Raw genomic sequence first — 18,628 nt, forward strand, 5'->3', positions numbered from 1 at the left:
AATTTATTAAGGGTATTTTTATGCTAAAAACATTACTAATTAGTTTTATAACTTTAATTTGTGCAGTAAGCTATGCTGATAACCAAACAGCTCAAAATCCTAATTCTACAAATTCTTCTTCTGATCAGCCCGATGATTTACCTGCAGAGGCAGCCGTTCACTTTGCACAGCCTTGGGCAAGACCTACAACAAATGTGCAAGGTAAAGTGAGCAATTCTGCTATGTATTTTACATTAATAAATAGTAGAAGTAAGAGTTATAATTTAGTGAATATATCTTCAGATAAGATAAGTGGAATAGAAATTCATCAAACAATTAATGATCAAGGGGTTAGTAAAATGGTAAAAGTGGATTATCCATTTTTAATTGCCGGTAATATTAATGTTGATTTTAAGCCCGGTGACATGCATATTATGCTTTATGACCCAAAAGTAGATTTAAATGTAGGAGATGAGTTTAAAATAACCTTTTTCTTTGATGACAATACACGAAAAATAGTGAATGTTAAAGTCGCAAATGACAATCCGTATAATAAAACGGGGAATTGAAGGTTATTGTTGCATGGTGCACTCTTCTATGTCATGCCCACAAAGGCGGGAATCCAGTAAAACCTATAAAAAACTTGTTTTTTTAGGTTTAATGTGTAATTTTTATATCAATATTAAGGTTATTTTTGCTGGATTTCGGCTTTTAGCTAAGAATGACATAGGACACTATACACATGACCCTAGAAATTACCGGAAGTGAGTTAATTAAATCTAAACTTATAGATGCTCCTGAACGTTCAGGGGTTTATAGAATGTTTGACGTTAACAAGCAAGTTCTCTATGTCGGTAAAGCTAAAAATTTAAAGAAACGCCTTACTAATTACATTAAAAGCAATTTAGATAATAAGACGCTTCGGATGATTGCAAATACTTGTTTTTTAGAGTATAGCATCACTAATTCCGAAGTTGAAGCACTACTTTTAGAAGCACAGTTAATCAAGAAATTTCAGCCGAAATTTAATATTCTTCTTAAGGACTGCAAGTCTTTTCCTTTCATTAAGTTACGTTTAGATCATGATTTCCCACAATTACTAAAATATCGAGGTAAAACTCTAAGTGAAGGGAAGTTTTTTGGTCCTTTTGCCTCGAGTGCGGAAGTTAATACTACTTTGACCGAACTACAAAAAATTTTTAAATTACGTTCCTGCACGGATAATTACTTTAATTCACGTACTCGTCCTTGCTTACAATATGAAATAAAACGTTGTTATGCTCCTTGCGTCGGTAAAATAAACAAGGAAGTCTATAGAGACTTAGTAACTCAGGTTAAAGATTTCTTACAAGGTCGCACTAAAGAACTCCAAGAGAACCTATCTAGAAAGATAGAAGAGCTAAGTAGTCAGATGCGTTTTGAAGAGGCGGCAGAAATTAGAGATCGCATTAAAGCACTTAGTTATGTGCAGCTTAAGGCAGGGGTTTCAGATGTCGTTAAAGACGCAGATATAATCGCTATTGTGGAAAAGAACGGGCATTATTGCGTGGAAGTGTTTTTATATAGGGCAGGGCAAGCATGCGGTAATATCCCTTATTTTCTTACTTCTACCGAAAATAGTACCAAAGAAGAAGTATTAGAATATTTTTTATTACAATTTTACCAAAAACAACACGTGCCTGCGGCAATTATAATTAATCATGAAATTAATGATAAAGAGAATGTGATAGAGGCGATTAAGCAAATCAACAATATACTTCAGCTTAATATTACAGTGCCTAATAAAGGCGGTAAGGCTAAATTAGTTCAAAATGCTGAGACAAATGCTTTATTTTCTCTAGAGCAGTATTTGAAGAAATTTGCAAAAAATCAAGAGATTATGTTTGAAATTAAAGAGCTATTTGGTCTTTCTGAAATTCCTGAAAGAATTGAGATTTATGATAATAGCCATATTCAAGGTAAGTTTGCGGTTGGAGTGATGGTAGTTGCTGGTAAAGTTGGTTTTGATAAAAAAGAATATCGGATTTTTAATATCCATGCTCCCTCTCTCATATGTCATTCCCGTGAAAGCGGGGATCCAAAAAGGTTAATGGATTCCTGCTTTCGCGAGAATGGCATAAAGAACTGCGGGGGTGACATCAAAGGTGACGATTATGAGATGCTCCGGCAAGTCCTAACAAGGCGGCTTACAAGGTTAAGGCAAGAGCCGCATAAATTGCCAAGCTTAATGATTATAGATGGCGGCAAAGGGCATTTAGGCGTCGTTAAAGAGGTGATGGATAAATTTGAAATGAATATTCCTTTTGTTTGTATGTCAAAAGGAGTAGATAGAAATGCCGGTTTTGAACAGTTCCATGTGATAGGTAAGGAAGTATTCATTCTAGATAAGAATTTGCCGGTTATGAAATATTTACAAATCTTGCGAGATGAGGCGCATAATTTTGCCATAAAGAATCATAGACTAGGTAGATCACGTGCTATAAAAATATCAAGCCTTGACGATATAGAGGGTGTAGGTGAAACTCGAAAAAAAGCATTACTGCATTATTTCGGTTCGTATAAAGCAGTATGCGACGCAACCATATATGAGCTTGCTAAAGTCAATGGTATTAACAAGTTACTTGCTGAGATGATTTTTAATATTTTGCACAGAAAAAACTAATATTATAACTCATGAAAAACCTAGTTGTATGAGTCGCGATGTTATTCCCGCGGAGGCGGGAATCCAGTCACTAAAAAGTCTAGACATACTAAATTTAAAAAATTAAAAGCTCGATTTTCCTACTTGTCACTGAATTCCCGCTTCCGCAGGCATGACATCGAGCAGGTTTCTGGATTCATGCAATAAGGCTAGCTTTTTATATCCTCAATAGGATCTTTAAGTTCTTGGCATGTTTCGCCTATTAATTTAGGTTCATCATTCTGAGATAAATCATTAATATTAAATTTAGTTAAGTCAGATAATATGGAGTCATTGTACCATGAATAGAATAATTTAAAGTTCCTGTCATTAAAGAGTTCACCGCATCATTTTTTTGCTTAGTAGAGTAATACATGTTACGCATATTTTCTGAATACGTAGCCTATATCAGCTAAAGTGCTGCCATTAACGTCATCACGTGAATTAAGCTTAAATTTTATTCTCCCATTCTTGTCTTCAATAGGAATTATTATGCTATATTTTCCTTCAATACTATTTTGCTTAGATATAAAATCCTCATAATTCAATTATTAACCTTGAGTTAATATATTAAATTATTTAAAACTTCAAGTAAATAGATAATATATTTTATATGACTTTCCTCGTAATGACATTAGAATACCACCATCCTAGAATAAATATCACAAGACTCACCATTGTCCCTATAAACACTCCTCTAAGGTTGAAATATTGCAACGATAAAGAATAATATTCCCATATTAAGAAGATAGCTGCTCCGCCAAGTGATGATAAGACCATTATAGTTTTAGATGTTCTGATACCAAAAAGCGTTGTTATTAACGGTACTAATGTTACCGGTCCCCAGAAACCAGTGAAGAATACTACTAAGTCAATTACATTACTAAATTTTAAAGCTACAATTATTGCAAAACTTCCTATTATAACGTTAATAATTCGAGCAATTAATAATAATTTTTGCTGATTTTTAACCTTAACAATAGGATTGATTATATCTTTAACAATAGCTATAGAAGTAACGTTTAAATCAGAATCAGCAGTAGACATAACGGCAGCTAAGAGTCCACTCATTACTATCCCTTGAATTAAATGTGGGATGATTTGGTTGATTAAATAAGGTAATACTAAATTTGACGGTTGGTTTGGATAAAGCTTATAAGCAATTAAACCATTTAAAGTAATGCAAATCAAGAAGAAAAAATATATAGCGGATTTTGCATATATTGCTTTAGTTGTTTGCGTAGAATTTTTATTAATTAAAGCTCTTTGAATAAATGTAGGATATAGATTCATGACGCTAAAACTTAAAGCTGCTGCAATTGTATAAGAAAGTAGGTTGCTCTGATCAAAATTTGCATTTTCCGTAGGTAGGTTATTAATAAAATCTACAAAACCGATTTTATTTAAACTGATAAAAGTTATGGTTGGTATAGCGATTATCATCGCCAAAAATTGCAGTAAATTAGTAAAAACAATAGATTGTAAACCGCCTATTGTAGTATATATAAGTACTATACTATAACTTAAAATTACCCCATTTACATCATTTATTTCTAAGAGATATTGAAAAATATAGCCGCTTACGCTTATTTGAGCAGCCAAAAACCCCACTGAAACGATAACCGCACTAACCCCTCCGATAAAACGACCTATATTACCGTAATATGTACTGAGGATATCGCCGATGCTTTCAGCTCCGTGATGTTTGGCAATTAAAGGCACTATATAGATTGCAATTAATATATCTATAGGTATTGTAAGTATAAGAGCGTAAGCATAATATTCATGCCCCACAAAAGCCTTTTCCATAATGCCGAAAGTGGTGGCTCCTCCGACAGAACTTACAAATATCGTAGCTATTAATAACAGCTTACTATTTTGCGCTTTACTTTCAACATGTGCATAGTTCTTAAAACTACTATTTTTAGCTCGGTAATATATACCAATAAGTAGAATAGATATTAGGTATATGAATACGATAATATTATCAATAAGTAAATTAAACATAAATTAGATTTTAAAGCTCAAACTTAGCATTTGTTCACAATATATATGTAGTCAAGAATGCTAGATTTATAATTATGTGTCATAATCTGTTCCAAGAAGTTCAGTATCCGGTATCCAAATATCTTGGTTGGGATCATATTTCTGTATTTTACCGTGGGGTTTAATTTTTTTTCAGTAGTTTTTTTCTTTAGGGGATAGTTAGCGTTTGATTGAGTTGTAGTTTTTATATTTTTACAATATTTATGTATTTTAAAAATACCTATTTTAAGTTGCGGCATAATTAACCTTTATTTATGTAAAAAATAAAATCATTATTAACATTAATCAATAATTATTGCAAATAAAACATAATAAGTCAATATTTTTTAAATTAACCTATATTAAAATAGTTCTATAGGTCATTATTGAGTATGTTTAAGAAACCTCTTCATGTACTTCACCAGCTAATTCAAGTCCCAACTCTTCAGGATTTTCATTAGCAAGCACAACAGTTTTAGATATTCTTGAACCGGTATAGAAATTTGTAGTATCATTTAATTTTTCTATATCTTTAGTGGTAACAAGAGCATTATCGATTGTGCTAGCTAGAATTATTATTTTGAGACGCTATTGCACGGCTTAAAAAAGCTTTTAATTCAGATTTATCATCGGGTACTAATTCTATTAGTTTTTATCTCGATGATCTGCTCCATATTATTAAATTTAACCATTTCTGTGTAGCCTTCATGAATAACTAATTGAAGAGGTGTATATCCATCTAAATCTTTTAACTCTGTTGAAGCTCCTTTTTCTAGTAAAAATTCAGCTATATCATAAAGTTTGCGGTAAATGGCCTTATGTAGAACTGTATGATTAAACGAATCTTGAATATTGATATCATCACCTTGATGATCTATAATCTTTTTTATAAGATGTTTTAGTTGAGCGGTTTGAAAAAACTTGGATTGGTAAAAAGAATATGCTCCGTAAGTGATGTAAAACTGTTCGAATAGTTTATCTAGTGTAATGTTGTAGTCGGAGTCTTGTGCAGAAGATGAAGATATCAGTGGTACTTCTTGAATGGCCGATAAACTAATGCTAGGGATAAAATTGGAAGCAGCAATAGGAGTTAGGGTGTCGTCTTGCTCTAGTAAGGTAATATTCAGACACCATACCTGTATCATAAGAAGATGTTTGTTCTGTTATTAGAGTAGCCATCGTTTCTATTGCTCTAACCTTAGCCATAAAATTACTATAATCATTTACCTTAAATTAATATATTAAATAATATGAATTTTCAAGGTGAAAATCACTTAAAAAAATCCATAAAATCATTGGATTAAGCTTTGTTGTGTGGTTCGATGTTATTCCTGTATGGCGTTGTTGTGTGGATCAATTCCCCCTCTATCATCCCACGACTTGATCGCGGAATCCATTCTAAAACTAATATTAGTATTTTAAATTATTTTTTTGGATACCGTGGTCAAGCCACGGTATGACATCTTAATAATTTAACTCATCCTTGTTAAAAACCCTTGACTCCTTGATATTCCTATAATATCCTATAATTTCCCATTAAATCCCAAATTAACCCAAATTATACCAATGAATGTATTTTTATCTAAGTATGTAAATGGTGTTGATAAAAAGAGTAGGGTGTCGGTGCCGGCGAATTACCGTGCGGTACTAGGGAAAGAATTATTTAACGGTGTAATTGCTTATCCGTCGATTAGGAATAATTGTATAGAGGTATGCGGTATTTCGCATATCGAGAAATTAAGGCAGATGATAGAGACGCTTGATCCTTATTCCGAGGAGCGTGATGCGTTTGAGACTATGATATTCGGGGAAGCTGTACAACTGTCCTTTGATGGGGAGGGAAGAGTTATATTGCCGCAATCTTTAATGAAGCATGCAGGAATCGAAGAGCAAGCATGTTTTGTAGGTAAAGGGGTGATTTTTGAGATTTGGCAGCCGCAGAATTTTGAGAAATATTTAAATGCCGCTCAAAAAATTGCTCATGAAAAGCGCTTGACTCTAAGGAATGCTCATTAATGATACAATCTCACGTGCCTGTAATGCTAAATGAAATGTTAGAGGCCTTAAGCCCAAAAGACGGTGAGTCTTATTTAGATTGTACGTTTGGAGCAGGAGGATATAGCAAAGCAATATTAGAAAGTTGTAACTGTTATGTCACAGCCTTGGATCGTGATCCAAACGTGATTAAAAGAGCCGAAGAAATTCAGCAAAATTACGGTGAGAGATTTGATTTTGTAGAAACAAATTTTGCGGATAGTTTTGCAAAGCTTAAGGAAAAAAAATTTGATGGGATAGTGCTGGATTTAGGCGTTTCATCAATGCAGTTAGATATAGCAGATAGAGGATTTTCGTTTTTGCATGACGGACCACTCGATATGCGTATGAGTGGGCAAGGGCTTAGTGCCGAGGAGTTTGTAAATGCGGCAGAGGAAAAAGAGCTAGCTGACGTAATTTACAAATACGGAGATGAGAGCTTTTCACGAAGAATTGCTAAGAGAATTGTAGAATATAGAAAAACGGCGAGAATTGATAGTACAGGCAAGTTAGCCGAGATTGTTAGAAGTAGTATAGGATTTAGAAAAGGCAAAATTGATCCTGCAACTAAAACCTTTCAAGCCATTAGGATTTATGTAAACGATGAGCTTGGGGAGTTAGAACAGTTTTTAGTGAATGTAAAAAATATATTAAAGAAAGACGGACGTTTAGTTGTGGTGTCTTTTCACTCTTTAGAAGATAGGATAGTTAAGAATTTCTTTAAAGAAAATTCGGAAAAGCCGGTAGTAAGATCAAAATATGCTAAAGACGACATGACGATTGATCCAAATAAATGGCTTAAGATTATTACTAACAAAGCTCTAGCACCGTCAGATAAAGAAGTAGGGCTAAATATTAGAGCAAGATCGGCAAAACTTCGAGCAGCAAAAGCGATATATGAGTAATTAATTATGAGTATAAGAAAGCTTCACTATTTAACATTATTGATAACAATTATAGTAATATGTAGTTTGTTTAGCATAAAGGAGCGAGTCTCAACTCTTGATTATCAATTAAGTAGCGTTGTAAAACAGATAAATAGTGAGAATAATAATATTCATATTTTAAAAGCAGAGCAAGCTTATCTACTTTTGCCAGCTAGATTGGAAAAACTTGCGGCGGCTTATTTAAAATTAGAAACAGTTAAATCTTATCAAATGATAAAAGATCCGTTAGGGCCAAATATCGATCAAAATATTAAATTTAATCATAATATTAGTATTTCCAAGAGTAGTAAATGGCGTTACAAAAGAATTACAAATAATAAGTATATACAGACTGTTTCGAGTAGAGTGAAGGATACTCGATGAACTTCAAAAATTGGCTACGTCATACTACAAGTACTGTGGTACTCACGTATTAAGTATACGCTCCGTTCCTCGTCTTGTGGATTCTTTGCTCTTTTTGAAGTTGATCTTCGTATCTTGGTAGGATTGTTGCATGGCTTGGAAAAAGCGTTCGATATCATTCCTGCGTAGGCGGGAATCTAGGGTAAAGCGAGATAAATCGAGCTTTTCAAAAAATCTTGATTTCAAAGATTTTTTATTTTTCAAATCAAGTTTTGAAAAGGTTTTAAAGTACTGGATTCCCGCTTTCGTGGGAATGAAATAAGGCTTGCGGAAATATTAGTGTTTGAAACACCATAAATAACATATGAAACAAATTTGGGAAAAATGGAAACCTACAATTAAAAGTCTAACAATTTGGAATGTTTGTAGTAAAAATACAAAAATCCGATTATTAGTGGTTATTTGTGTCTTTTCTTTTCTTTTTTGTACTTTATCTTACAGATTGATAATCGTTGCTACGAATGTTTACGATAAAAATATTAATTCCTTTAAAAAAAATCATCAATTTAGAAAAGAAATAGTTGATCGAAACGGTAATTTATTAGCAGTGAACCTACCTTCTGCCTCATTATTTGCTAATCCACAAATAGTACTTGATCCTGAAACTTCCGTAAAAAAGCTAGCAGAAATTCTACCTGATATTAATAAAGCTAAATTACTTGCAGAACTTAAGTCAAATAAAAGCTTTATATGGGTAAAAAGGGATGTACTACCTAGTCAGCAAGAAAAGATAACTAGCCTTGGGTTACTTGGTTTTGAATTTGAAGAAGAGCAGAAACGAATTTATACCTTTTCTAATTTATTGTCGCATGTTGTCGGTTATGTAGGTAGAGACTCGGTAGGGCTTAGTGGCTTAGAGCTCGCTTATGATAAGTATTTAACTAATTCTGATTATGAATTAAACGAACCAAAGAATCGGAAAGAACCGCTTCAATTATCTATTGATATCAGATTACAAAGTATTTTAAGTGAGGAGCTTGATAAAACTTTAAAGCAATTTAAGGCCATAGGAGCAGTAGGCATTATTGCTGATCCAAATAATGGCGAGATTTTAGCATTAGTAAATAAGCCTGATTTCGATCCACATTATCCGAGTTTAGCCAAACCGGAAGAGCTGTTTAATATAGCAAGTCTCGGGATTTACGAAATGGGTTCGGTGTTTAAGGCATTAACTATGGCAGTCGGCTTTGATACCGGTGCAATAAATATGAATGATGCTTATGATATAAGTTATATGAAAGTAGGAGGATTCCAGCTTAAGGATTATACGCCAAGGCAAGGATGGCATAGTGTACCTGAGATTTTTCTATATTCTTCAAATATTGGCACAAGTCAAATTATGCTTGAAATCGGTAAAAGCAATTTTAAAAAATACCTAAAGAAATTAGGTCTATTAGATCAGTTACAAATAGAATTACCTGAACGAGGTACTCCGTTATTTCCTTCCGAGAAAAGATGGAATGAGTTAACGAGTGTTACTATGTCGTATGGCTATGGCATTTCGATTAGCCCTTTGCATTTTGTTAGAGCAATGTTACCGGTTGTTAACGGCGGTACTTTTTATGATCTTACTTTTTTAAAAAAAAAGGATGAAAAAGAAATAGGTAAAAAAATTTTTAGTGAAAAAACCTCTACCCAAATGAAGAAATTATTTAGAGCGGTAGTAAAAGAAGGTAACGGTAAAAGAGCAGAGGTCAAAGGCTATCTTATCGGCGGTAAGACCGGTACGGCAGAAAAACTTTCACAAGGGGCAGGGGGGAAAAAGAAATATCTAAAAAATAGTAGAGCGTCATCGTTTTTAGGTATGCTGCCTGCATCTAACCCGCAATATATTATTTTTATTAGATTTGATGAGCCGAAACCGACTAAAGAAAGCTTTGGCTTTGCAACTGCAAGTTGGACGGCTGCCCCTACTGCCGGTAGAGTATTTGAACGTATGATATCTTTATATGGTTTAGAACCGATAGAACAAAGTGAGGAAGAAAGTTAAAATATTACCTAATAATTATAGATTTTGTCATTGTGAGCAGGCATTGTTGTGTAGATCAGTAAAACCTACTTGATGTCATCCCCGCCTATGCGGGGATGACATCAAACGATCTGTGCAACAAAAAGCCTAAATTTTCTGGCAATGACGTATTTATAAGCTAAAAAGGAGGTTTTTATTTCAAAAAATAAAAATATAACAGATAAACCTAGTATACCTATCCCACGGCTTAAGTCTTTTGATCCTACGACAACAATAAATAATATTATATCAAAACAACTATTTATATCCACAAGTTCCGAGGTACAAGAAGAATTAGAGCTTAGCGATAATGATAAAAGACCTAACCCTAGTTGTTGTGAGTTATTGTAGAATCCATATTCATTTTTTAAAACTGTACAAAATAGAAAATTAATTTATATTTTGTATATGGTTGATATGGTCGTTGGGTGGTTGCAATTTTTCTATTGTCACCCCGTGGTCCAGTAAAAATGACCACATAAAATGTTGTTTATATAGATCCCGCGATCAAGTCGTGGGATGACAACCTAATTGCCGATCAAGTCATGGTATGACACAATACAAAACTATATAACAAAAAACTATTTATGTTAAAGATAAAACAGGAAATATATAAAAATAGCTTACAAATAATATTAAAATTGCTGTTTGCTTTGCTATGTTTTTTTATAATATTATTTCCGTTAGTGAGTTATAAAATAAATATTCAAAGCAGAATCTTTCCGGCGATGGAAATTATATTTATTTATTATTTTATGTCGTTATATTCCTTAAATATTTTTAGCATATTTTTTCTCGGTCTATTTATAGATCAAATAAGTGGTATGCCTATCGGTACAAATTCGCTAGTTTTCTTATCGGCATATACGATTTATAAATTATTTTCAAAATATTTTGTAGCTAAAAACTATTTAATAAATTTCATTATTTTTTGCGTTTATTGTTTATTTATATTGAATTTTAAATATTTACTAATAACAATCAAGAAGCTAGAAGCAGATGGATATTTAATAATTTTCTTTCAATTTTTAACAACTATATTTTCTTATAATATAATTTGTCTTATACTTGACTCTCCTATGAATTACTTTAAAAAGTATGCTAAATAAGAAAATACTACATGGTGAGTTAATTTCACGAAGAGCCTTTATAATCGGATTAGGTAAACTCGGATTTTTATCGTTGCTTGGAATAAGAATGTTTTATTTACAGCTTATTAAAAGCGAAGAATATAAGACTTTATCGGATAAGAATCGTATTAGTTTCGTTGTACTTCCACCGACTAGAGGAAGAATTTACGATTTAGACGGCAATATTTTAGCTACTAATAAACCATGTTATCAGCTAGTAATAGATAGGAGCATTAATAATAATTATAGGGATGAATTAGAAATAATTAGTAATATTCTAAATTTATCTCCGGAAAAATATAATTATATTAAGCAAAAAATTAAAAAATCTAGTCGCCACACTCCTTTAATAATATTTGATCAGCTTGATTGGCAGCAAGTATCAATGATTGAAGAACAAAAGCATAAACTCACTTCAATATTTATTGATATAGGTTATTTAAGGTTTTATCCTTTTTCAAGCGTTACTTCTCATTTAATCGGTTATCTTGGTCAAATAAATGAGCACGAGAAGCAGGAATTAAATATACATAGTTTAAGCGATTTTAATATCGGTAAATCCGGTATTGAAAAATATTACGATAACAAACTAAGAGGAGCATTTGGTTATAAAAAAGTTGAAGTAAACGCTTACGGTAAGCAGGTAAGAGAAATAGCAGGAACCCATACTAAATCGGGTGAAGATATGCATTTAAATATCGATGCGTCTCTTCAGCAAAATATCCAGCAATATTTAAATCCTAAAGGTTCTTCGGCAATAGTTATGGATACTAAAACCGGAAATGTACTAATTTGTGCTTCCACTCCGGGTTTTGAATCAAATCGTTTCAGTAAATTATCGGAAAATTATTGGCAAAGTTTAACGAGTGATCCTTATAAGCCTTTAATTAATAAGGTAATACAAAATTCTTATCCTCCAGGCTCGGTTTTTAAAATAATTACCGTACTTGCAGCCCTTGAAGTAGGCATTAATCCTAATAAAACCGTTTTTTGCGACGGTAGCTCTGCTCTTGGTACTAATAGCTTTAGATGTTGGAATCATAGCGGACACGGAACGTTAGATATGATGTCTGCTTTAAAGCATTCTTGTAATATTTATATGTATGAATTAGCAAGAATAGTAGGTCCGGATAAAATTCTTGAAGTTGCAAGAGAATTTGGCCTCGGTTCAAAAACCGGTATCGATTTAGCTCCTGAAAGTAGCGGGTTTGTACCGTCAAAAGAGTGGAAAAAGAAAAAATTAAAGCTGCCTTGGTCAATAGGAGATAGTTTTAATTTAGCAATCGGACAGGGGTTTCTAGGGGTAACGCCGATGCAGCTTGCAAGGTTTATTACAGCTATTGCAAGTAACGGTAAACTGTATACGCCTAGAATATTAAAAAATGATCCGGAATTTTATAATGTCAATATTAAGTCCAAAAATATCACAATAATCCAAGAAAGTTTGTATAATACCGTTAATGTTGCGGGAGGTACGGCGTATTATAATAGAATTTTAGGCACAAATAGGCAGCTCGCTGGTAAAACCGGTACTTCGCAGGTGCAAGGCAAACTAAATGCTAAAGATGATTTAAGCCGTAAATCTATTCCTTGGGAGAGGCGTAATCATGCCTTGTTCTTAGGCTTCGCTCCTTATCACGATCCTAGTTATTCCGTTACCGTCTTTATTGATCATGGCGGAGGCGGTAGTAAAGCCGCCGCCCCTGTAGCTCGTAAAATTATGTCGGACGTGTTGGATAAGTATTTATAGCTTTTTGCAGTTTGTAGTTTGTGCTATTATGTGTCATAATGTGTTATTAATTCAAGATAGGTCACAAGATGGCCAGACTGAATTTAACTATTCCGGACGAACTAAATAATAGTTTAGCATAGTCAGCAAAAAACTTAGACAGATCAAAAGGGTATATAGTACGTAAAGCAATTGAATATTATCTACAGGAAATACAAGAAGATTCAGAAGATGCAAAATTGCTTTGCAAAGAATTAATGCCTCTGATTTTAAAACTTACACTAATGATGAAGTGAGGGAATGGTTAAAAAAGAAAAATGTTTAAAGTTGTATGAGAAAATAAGGCATGTGCAGAATTAGCTGAATTGTGTGGTATCCAGAAAACAACTTAAAATACTAATATTATTAGTATTTTAACTAGATCTCGTGATCAAGGAACTAGGTGACAATGGCAAAACTGATCCACACGGATAATGCTAGCTTTATATAATTATATCTTAACTCATATCAGAAAATACTTTATTTTAGTTAGTAGTTTGTGTTATTAATAACTAGGCTTTGCATGCGGAAAATTAAATTAATCTATTTTTTGTTGTAAATCATAAGATTTTTTTGAAATAGGAATAACTATTATGGCAAAAATCTTATTAATTTTCTTTTACAAAACCTAGGAATTATTATAGAGGTATATATATGTCTAAGAAAAAGCAGGACGATCAAATAATACAAGAATTAGAAGAAAGACTAGCAAAACTTAAAGGCACTCCTCCATCACTTGAAGAATTAGAAGAAAGGTTTGCAAAGCTCCAAGATAGACCTTATATACCCACAAAAAAATCCGGTAATGAAGTAGACGATCTAATTGAGCAGCTGCAATCTGAGCTTAAACTAGAACAAAAAAGTAAAAGCCTTAATGATCAAAAAGACCAAGCAATACGTGATAGGCTAGATAAATTAAGAGAAGACAAGCCTATAACGCAAAAAAAGACACCTATAGATCTTTCTTTTAATGATACTAAATCAATAATTACCAATACTATAGATGCTCAGGCAGATATAGCTAGTTCATATGCTAATCGCTCTACCGAGTTAGAGGAGAAAAAAGCATTACTCCATTTAGCTAATAATCTAACTGAAGCGAGAGATATTATTAGGGATATACCCCCTATATCTAAAGAATATGCACCTAAACTATTAGATGTTATTGCTAGTGGGTTAGGTAAAATTTATGAAGGAATAAAGAAAATAGCTTCGCCTGCAGTTAATATTATAAAAGAAATAGGTAGTAGTCTTGTTAATTCGATTAAATCACTTCCTCACAAATCTTCCAAGCAACAAATAAAATTAAAGAAGTTATATAGAACATATGTTGATTTGAAAGGAATAAAGCCAAAGATAAAAGAAGAGTTTCTTAAAAAACATTATGAGCGAATTGATCAGCTACAAACTCCTAAGGAAATATTTGTAGAAACTGCCAAAATTACTCAAGCTATAAGGATAGCCGGAAAACAAAAGATAAATACTCTTAAACAACAGCAAATTATTAATAGAATGAAGCAGCAAAGTCCTACTGCTTTTATAAATAATAATTCATTTACACCGTCTAATACTCCTACTAATAAAGCAAGGTTTTCCAAGAGCAACCACAGGTAAATGCTATGTTATTCCTGTGAAAGCAGGCATCTAGAAAAATAACCCTTAATATTGGACAAAATTATACCTGAAAATAATCATATAAAAAATTTTTTATATGTTTTACTGGATTTCCGCTTTCGCGGGAATGACATAAAGAGCATTTACTGATCCACGCAACAATGCCACGCGGGGATGACATACTGAATGTTCGTATAAGGACCAAGGTATTTAATAAAGATTATTCTACTCCTTTCATTCCGCTTGTCTTAGCTTTATCAAACGAAGTATCTTTAATTGCTGCTTCGGTCAAATCGGCATTTGTTAGGTCGGAGTTATTAAAGCCCGCCTGATCAATTTTAGCTGATTTAAATATACTATCTGTTAATATTGAGTTTGAAAAATCTGTTTTAGTAAGTATTGCTGCAGAAAAATTAGCCTCTTTTAAAATAGAATTTTTTATTACCGTATTTGTTAGGTTAGCTTTTTTAAAGATACTATTTGAAAAATCTACTCTATCAAATATTAAGTTGCTCAAGTCAAAATTTGTTAAATTCATATTTGCTAAGTGAGTTATTTTTTGCAAATCTTTTACCGAATTTATTACTATATTATTTGGTAGAATTTTGCTCGAATTATCACTATTTAAAATAATATTATTAGAAACCTTAGTATTAATAAAACCGGAATACGCTTGGTAGTTAATATTATTTATTTGTGAATTAGAAAGGACGGAGTTAATAACCGCAGTATTTGTTAGAGTGGAATTTATTAGAGCTACTTGGTTTAAATTGCCTAAAGTAATTTTAACATCTGAAAAATTTACGTTTTGTATTAAAGATTTAGAAAAATTTATATTATTAAATTGTCCGTTAGTTATATTTGAGTTTATTATTTCACTGCTGTTTAAGTCAGTATTAATCACTATAAATTGTTTAAAATCATTATTGCTAAAAATATTATTAGTATAGCTAATATTATCTAAAGTAATATTTGAGCCTTTAGTTTTATTAATCCTTACAAAATTAGCATTACTATTTTTTATTGATAAATTATTAAATTTATTATCGTTTAGACTCATATTATTTAATATCGCATTATCGATTTTAAAATGCTTTAAAACTGAACTACTAATTGTACTATTTTGTAAATCACATTTAGTAAGGCTAATATTTTGTAATGTTGAATCTTGAAAGGAAGCGTATGAAAAGCAAGAGTTATTACTTTGTACGTTATTAAAATTTACTTCATTAAAAATACTTTGTGTGAAGTTAGAATCCTTAATTATTACTGCTGTTAATATAGTTTGACTTAGGTTGCTAGATTCAAAATAATTATTAGTAAAATTGGTATTATTTATTATACTTTTTTCTAAATCCGTACCGTAAAATATTGAATTTGTTATATTAGTATTTTTAAAGCTATTATTCTTTAGGTTAGCTTTTTGAAAATTAACACCGTCGATAGTATTATTGCTCCATAATACATGACTAAATTTAGAATTTTCAAAGTTGACATTTATTATAGTAGTTTTATTAAAAGCAGTATCGCTAAAATTTGATTGAACAAAATTTGTATTTTGTAATGTTATATTGTGAAAAATTGAACCTTGAAAGTCAGCATTATATCCGGAAATATTTTTTATTACCGAATCTGCAAAATTACTTTCTTGAATTATAGCATTTGTAAGTATTGCTTTTTCTAAATTGCTACCTGCAAAATTAGTACGTAATATTTCGCAGGAAGTCAAATCTATTCCTGATAAATCTTCATTTATTAGCTGTACTCCTATTAATTTTACTCCTTTTAAATTTGAACCGAACTTCTCTTTAAGGTTCACTTTAAGGTTTTTAGAATTTTGCGATATTATATAATGCCGAATTACCGTGCTTTGGCTATCCGTAAGTAATCCGTTCGCATCACGAGTAGATTCGGAGCAGCTGCTTAATAACAAATAAATCGTAATTATTGATATGACTTTAAGCATTTGCTTCCTCATATTCTTCGTCATTTATTCTATTTGTAGGAGGTATATGTAAGCTTAATAATTTTAATTTACGATGCAAAGCCGATCTTTCCATACCGACAAATGAGGATGTTTTTGAAATATTATTATTAAAACGACTCATTTGTGCCGATAGATATTGACGTTCAAAAACTTCTCTAGCTTCTCTAAGCGGCATAGATAACATATCAAAGCTATCTTCAAGTTTTGTAAGATTAGCACTATTTGCTAATATTTCAGAAGGTATCATATAAGGTTTTATAATTTCATTATTACCTGTAGTTAACGGATTCATAATTAAAGTCCATTCAACAACGTTACGTAATTGTCTAATATTGCCCGGCCATTCATAGGATTGAAGAGCAGCGATAGTTTCATCGGCAAAGCTACGTTCTTTTAAACCTGAAAATTTTGAAAGTTGCTTAACAAAATACTTAACGAGTAGCGGTATATCTTCTTTTCTTTCATATAATGAAGGTACTTTTAGAGATGATACATTAAGGCGATAATATAGATCTTCTAGGAATTTGCCGTTATTAACTTCATCTGGGATATTTTTAGAAGTACCGGTGATAATTTTTATATCAATTTTAATATTTTTTCCGCAAGGTTTTGTAATAGTTTGATCTTTAAGGAATTTTAATAATTTTACTTGGATAGGAATAGGAATATTACTGACCTCATCTATATATAAAGTACCGTTATTGGCAAATTCTAAGATAGTAGGGCGTTTATTATTTGCCTGCTTTTCCGATTCGCCGAATAATTCTTGATTGATTTTTTCCGTAGTCATACAAGTAGGGCTGAAAATAATGAACGGATTATTAACCCTTTTAGATTGTTTATGAATTAATCTTGCTGCAAGTTCTTTACCGCTACCGACTTTACCGTGAATCATTATACGACTGCTAGAGCTAGCTGCCTTTGCTATTGCCATTTTATATTTTAAAGTTACCGAACATTCGCCTACTAATTCAGTTTTATCTATAACCTTTGATTTTAAATCTATATTTTCGCGTTTTAACTTTGTTACTTCACAAGCTCTTGTAAGTAAAATAACTAATTTATCATTATTAAACGGTTTTTCTATATAATCGTAAGCACCCATTTTTATAGCATTTACTGCTGTTTCTATAGTACCGTGACCGCTAATAATTATTACCGGCATTAAAGGATAGCGTTTTTTTATTATCTCTAAAATCCCAAGTCCGTCAATTTCGCTTCCTTGAAGCCAAATATCAAGTATAACTGCAGAGACCGGTTTTTCGGAAAGTATTTTAAGGGCTTGAGTACTATTAGCGGCAACCTTAGGGTTAAAACCTTCATCTTTCAAATTTGCAGCAATGAGATTTCGTATACTCTCTTCATCGTCTACTATTAAAACATCTAGTTGTGACATTACAATTTACCTTAAAAATATTAATACTAGGTTCTTGCGTACGATTGTTAATTGATTTAATATTTTACGATATTTTTTAGCGAAAATTAATAAGATGTTTGAAAGAATTAGTTATTCATTTTTCAAAAAAAATCTTATAATTTGCAGCAAAAAATAGTCAAAATTAAATCTTTTAGAAATCGTACGTAAGAACCTAAATATATACGTTAATGCCGAATGTAAAAGAAAGCAACATTTTTTTATAACATTTTTGTCACAATAGCTATTTATAATGTAAAGGTTGGCTAAGATTACATAATATTAAAATTATTTAAGGAATTTTATTTGCAGTTTGTAGTGTTATAAATGATTATATATAATGAGAGGGGTAGGATATCCAAGTCGTCATTGCAAGCGACCGTAGGGAGCGTGGCAATCTCATGAAATAATAACAAGCTCCTGAGATTGCTTCGTCAATTACTTCGTAATGTCCTCGCAATGACGATGACGATTGTGTATCCAACAGTAAAACCGATTTTAAAAATTATGCTTAACATCTTTTTAATTATTATTGCATTATTTATTTGCTTAATAACCTACCTATTTATCAGTAAAACGGATATTTTTACAAATTTATTGATTTTAAATAGCTTCACGACTTTAGTGAGTTTATTGATTT

Annotated in this window: 14 protein-coding genes and 2 pseudogenes; 11 read left to right on the top strand and 5 right to left on the bottom strand. The window is 31.8% G+C overall.

Annotated features, from left to right (window positions below):
• Positions 1-20: 20 nt before the first annotated feature.
• Positions 21-548, top strand: coding sequence for a copper chaperone PCu(A)C (locus tag TENJIKU01_RS03530; protein WP_064429225.1), 528 nt, complete (start codon positions 21-23; stop codon positions 546-548).
• A 173-nt stretch (positions 549-721) separates the two neighbouring features.
• Positions 722-2,641, top strand: a complete 1,920-nt coding sequence (gene uvrC / locus TENJIKU01_RS03535; protein ID WP_064429226.1) for an excinuclease ABC subunit UvrC — start codon at positions 722-724, stop codon at positions 2,639-2,641.
• A 188-nt stretch (positions 2,642-2,829) separates the two neighbouring features.
• Here the strand turns inward: uvrC and TENJIKU01_RS07500 are convergent.
• The 3 genes and pseudogenes from TENJIKU01_RS07500 to TENJIKU01_RS03545 form a co-directional block, all read right to left on the bottom strand.
• Positions 2,830-3,044, bottom strand: a pseudogene (locus tag TENJIKU01_RS07500) (hypothetical protein).
• Between the two features lie 224 nt (positions 3,045-3,268).
• On the bottom strand, positions 3,269-4,666 hold the full coding sequence (locus TENJIKU01_RS03540; RefSeq protein WP_064429227.1) for a sodium:solute symporter: 1,398 nt from the start codon (positions 4,664-4,666) through the stop codon (positions 3,269-3,271).
• Between the two features lie 644 nt (positions 4,667-5,310).
• The gene (locus TENJIKU01_RS03545) at positions 5,311-5,829 is read right to left on the bottom strand and encodes an ankyrin repeat domain-containing protein (RefSeq protein ID WP_064429228.1); all 519 of its coding nucleotides are present in this window, start codon (positions 5,827-5,829) and stop codon (positions 5,311-5,313) included.
• Positions 5,830-6,250: 421 nt separating this feature from the next.
• On the opposite strand from TENJIKU01_RS03545, the gene mraZ reads away from it, so the two are divergent.
• The 8 genes from mraZ to TENJIKU01_RS03585 all read left to right on the top strand — a co-directional run bounded on the left by mraZ (position 6,251) and on the right by TENJIKU01_RS03585 (position 14,587).
• Entirely contained in the window at positions 6,251-6,700 is a 450-nt protein-coding gene (gene mraZ, locus TENJIKU01_RS03550) for a division/cell wall cluster transcriptional repressor MraZ (protein ID WP_010977464.1), read from the top strand.
• Positions 6,700-7,623: a 16S rRNA (cytosine(1402)-N(4))-methyltransferase RsmH gene (gene rsmH, locus TENJIKU01_RS03555; RefSeq protein ID WP_064429229.1), complete on the top strand. Its 924-nt coding sequence runs from the start codon at positions 6,700-6,702 to the stop codon at positions 7,621-7,623. The genes mraZ and rsmH overlap by 1 nt, the downstream gene beginning before the upstream one ends.
• 6 nt (positions 7,624-7,629) lie before the next feature.
• On the top strand, positions 7,630-8,028 hold the full coding sequence (locus TENJIKU01_RS03560) for a hypothetical protein (RefSeq protein ID WP_064429230.1): 399 nt from the start codon (positions 7,630-7,632) through the stop codon (positions 8,026-8,028).
• Between the two features lie 343 nt (positions 8,029-8,371).
• Positions 8,372-10,057 (top strand): peptidoglycan D,D-transpeptidase FtsI family protein, encoded by a 1,686-nt coding sequence (locus TENJIKU01_RS03565; RefSeq protein ID WP_064429231.1) that lies wholly within the window; start codon positions 8,372-8,374, stop codon positions 10,055-10,057.
• Positions 10,058-10,231: 174 nt separating this feature from the next.
• A complete protein-coding gene (locus tag TENJIKU01_RS10665) occupies positions 10,232-10,426 on the top strand; it encodes a hypothetical protein (protein ID WP_082894502.1) in 195 nt (64 codons plus the stop codon).
• Between the two features lie 236 nt (positions 10,427-10,662).
• Positions 10,663-11,184: a hypothetical protein gene (locus TENJIKU01_RS03575; protein WP_064429233.1), complete on the top strand. Its 522-nt coding sequence runs from the start codon at positions 10,663-10,665 to the stop codon at positions 11,182-11,184.
• On the top strand, positions 11,174-12,955 hold the full coding sequence (gene mrdA / locus TENJIKU01_RS03580; protein WP_064429234.1) for a penicillin-binding protein 2: 1,782 nt from the start codon (positions 11,174-11,176) through the stop codon (positions 12,953-12,955). The genes TENJIKU01_RS03575 and mrdA overlap by 11 nt, the downstream gene beginning before the upstream one ends.
• Positions 12,956-13,627: 672 nt before the next feature.
• Positions 13,628-14,587: a hypothetical protein gene (locus tag TENJIKU01_RS03585; RefSeq protein ID WP_064429235.1), complete on the top strand. Its 960-nt coding sequence runs from the start codon at positions 13,628-13,630 to the stop codon at positions 14,585-14,587.
• Positions 14,588-14,807: 220 nt separating this feature from the next.
• Here TENJIKU01_RS03585 and TENJIKU01_RS03590 read toward each other — a convergent pair whose 3' ends face one another.
• Together TENJIKU01_RS03590 and TENJIKU01_RS03595 are read right to left on the bottom strand one after the other, a co-directional pair.
• Positions 14,808-16,553 (bottom strand): pentapeptide repeat-containing protein, encoded by a 1,746-nt coding sequence (locus TENJIKU01_RS03590; RefSeq protein WP_064429236.1) that lies wholly within the window; start codon positions 16,551-16,553, stop codon positions 14,808-14,810.
• Positions 16,546-17,970: a sigma-54-dependent transcriptional regulator gene (locus tag TENJIKU01_RS03595; protein WP_064429237.1), complete on the bottom strand. Its 1,425-nt coding sequence runs from the start codon at positions 17,968-17,970 to the stop codon at positions 16,546-16,548. The genes TENJIKU01_RS03590 and TENJIKU01_RS03595 overlap by 8 nt, the downstream gene beginning before the upstream one ends.
• A 483-nt stretch (positions 17,971-18,453) precedes the next feature.
• On the opposite strand from TENJIKU01_RS03595, the pseudogene TENJIKU01_RS07515 reads away from it, so the two are divergent.
• Positions 18,454-18,628, top strand: a pseudogene (locus TENJIKU01_RS07515) (cation:proton antiporter); the annotation flags it as partial.

The sequence above is a fragment of the Rickettsia sp. Tenjiku01 genome, from assembly GCF_001653015.1.
GTDB lineage: Bacteria > Pseudomonadota > Alphaproteobacteria > Rickettsiales > Rickettsiaceae > Rickettsia > Rickettsia rickettsii.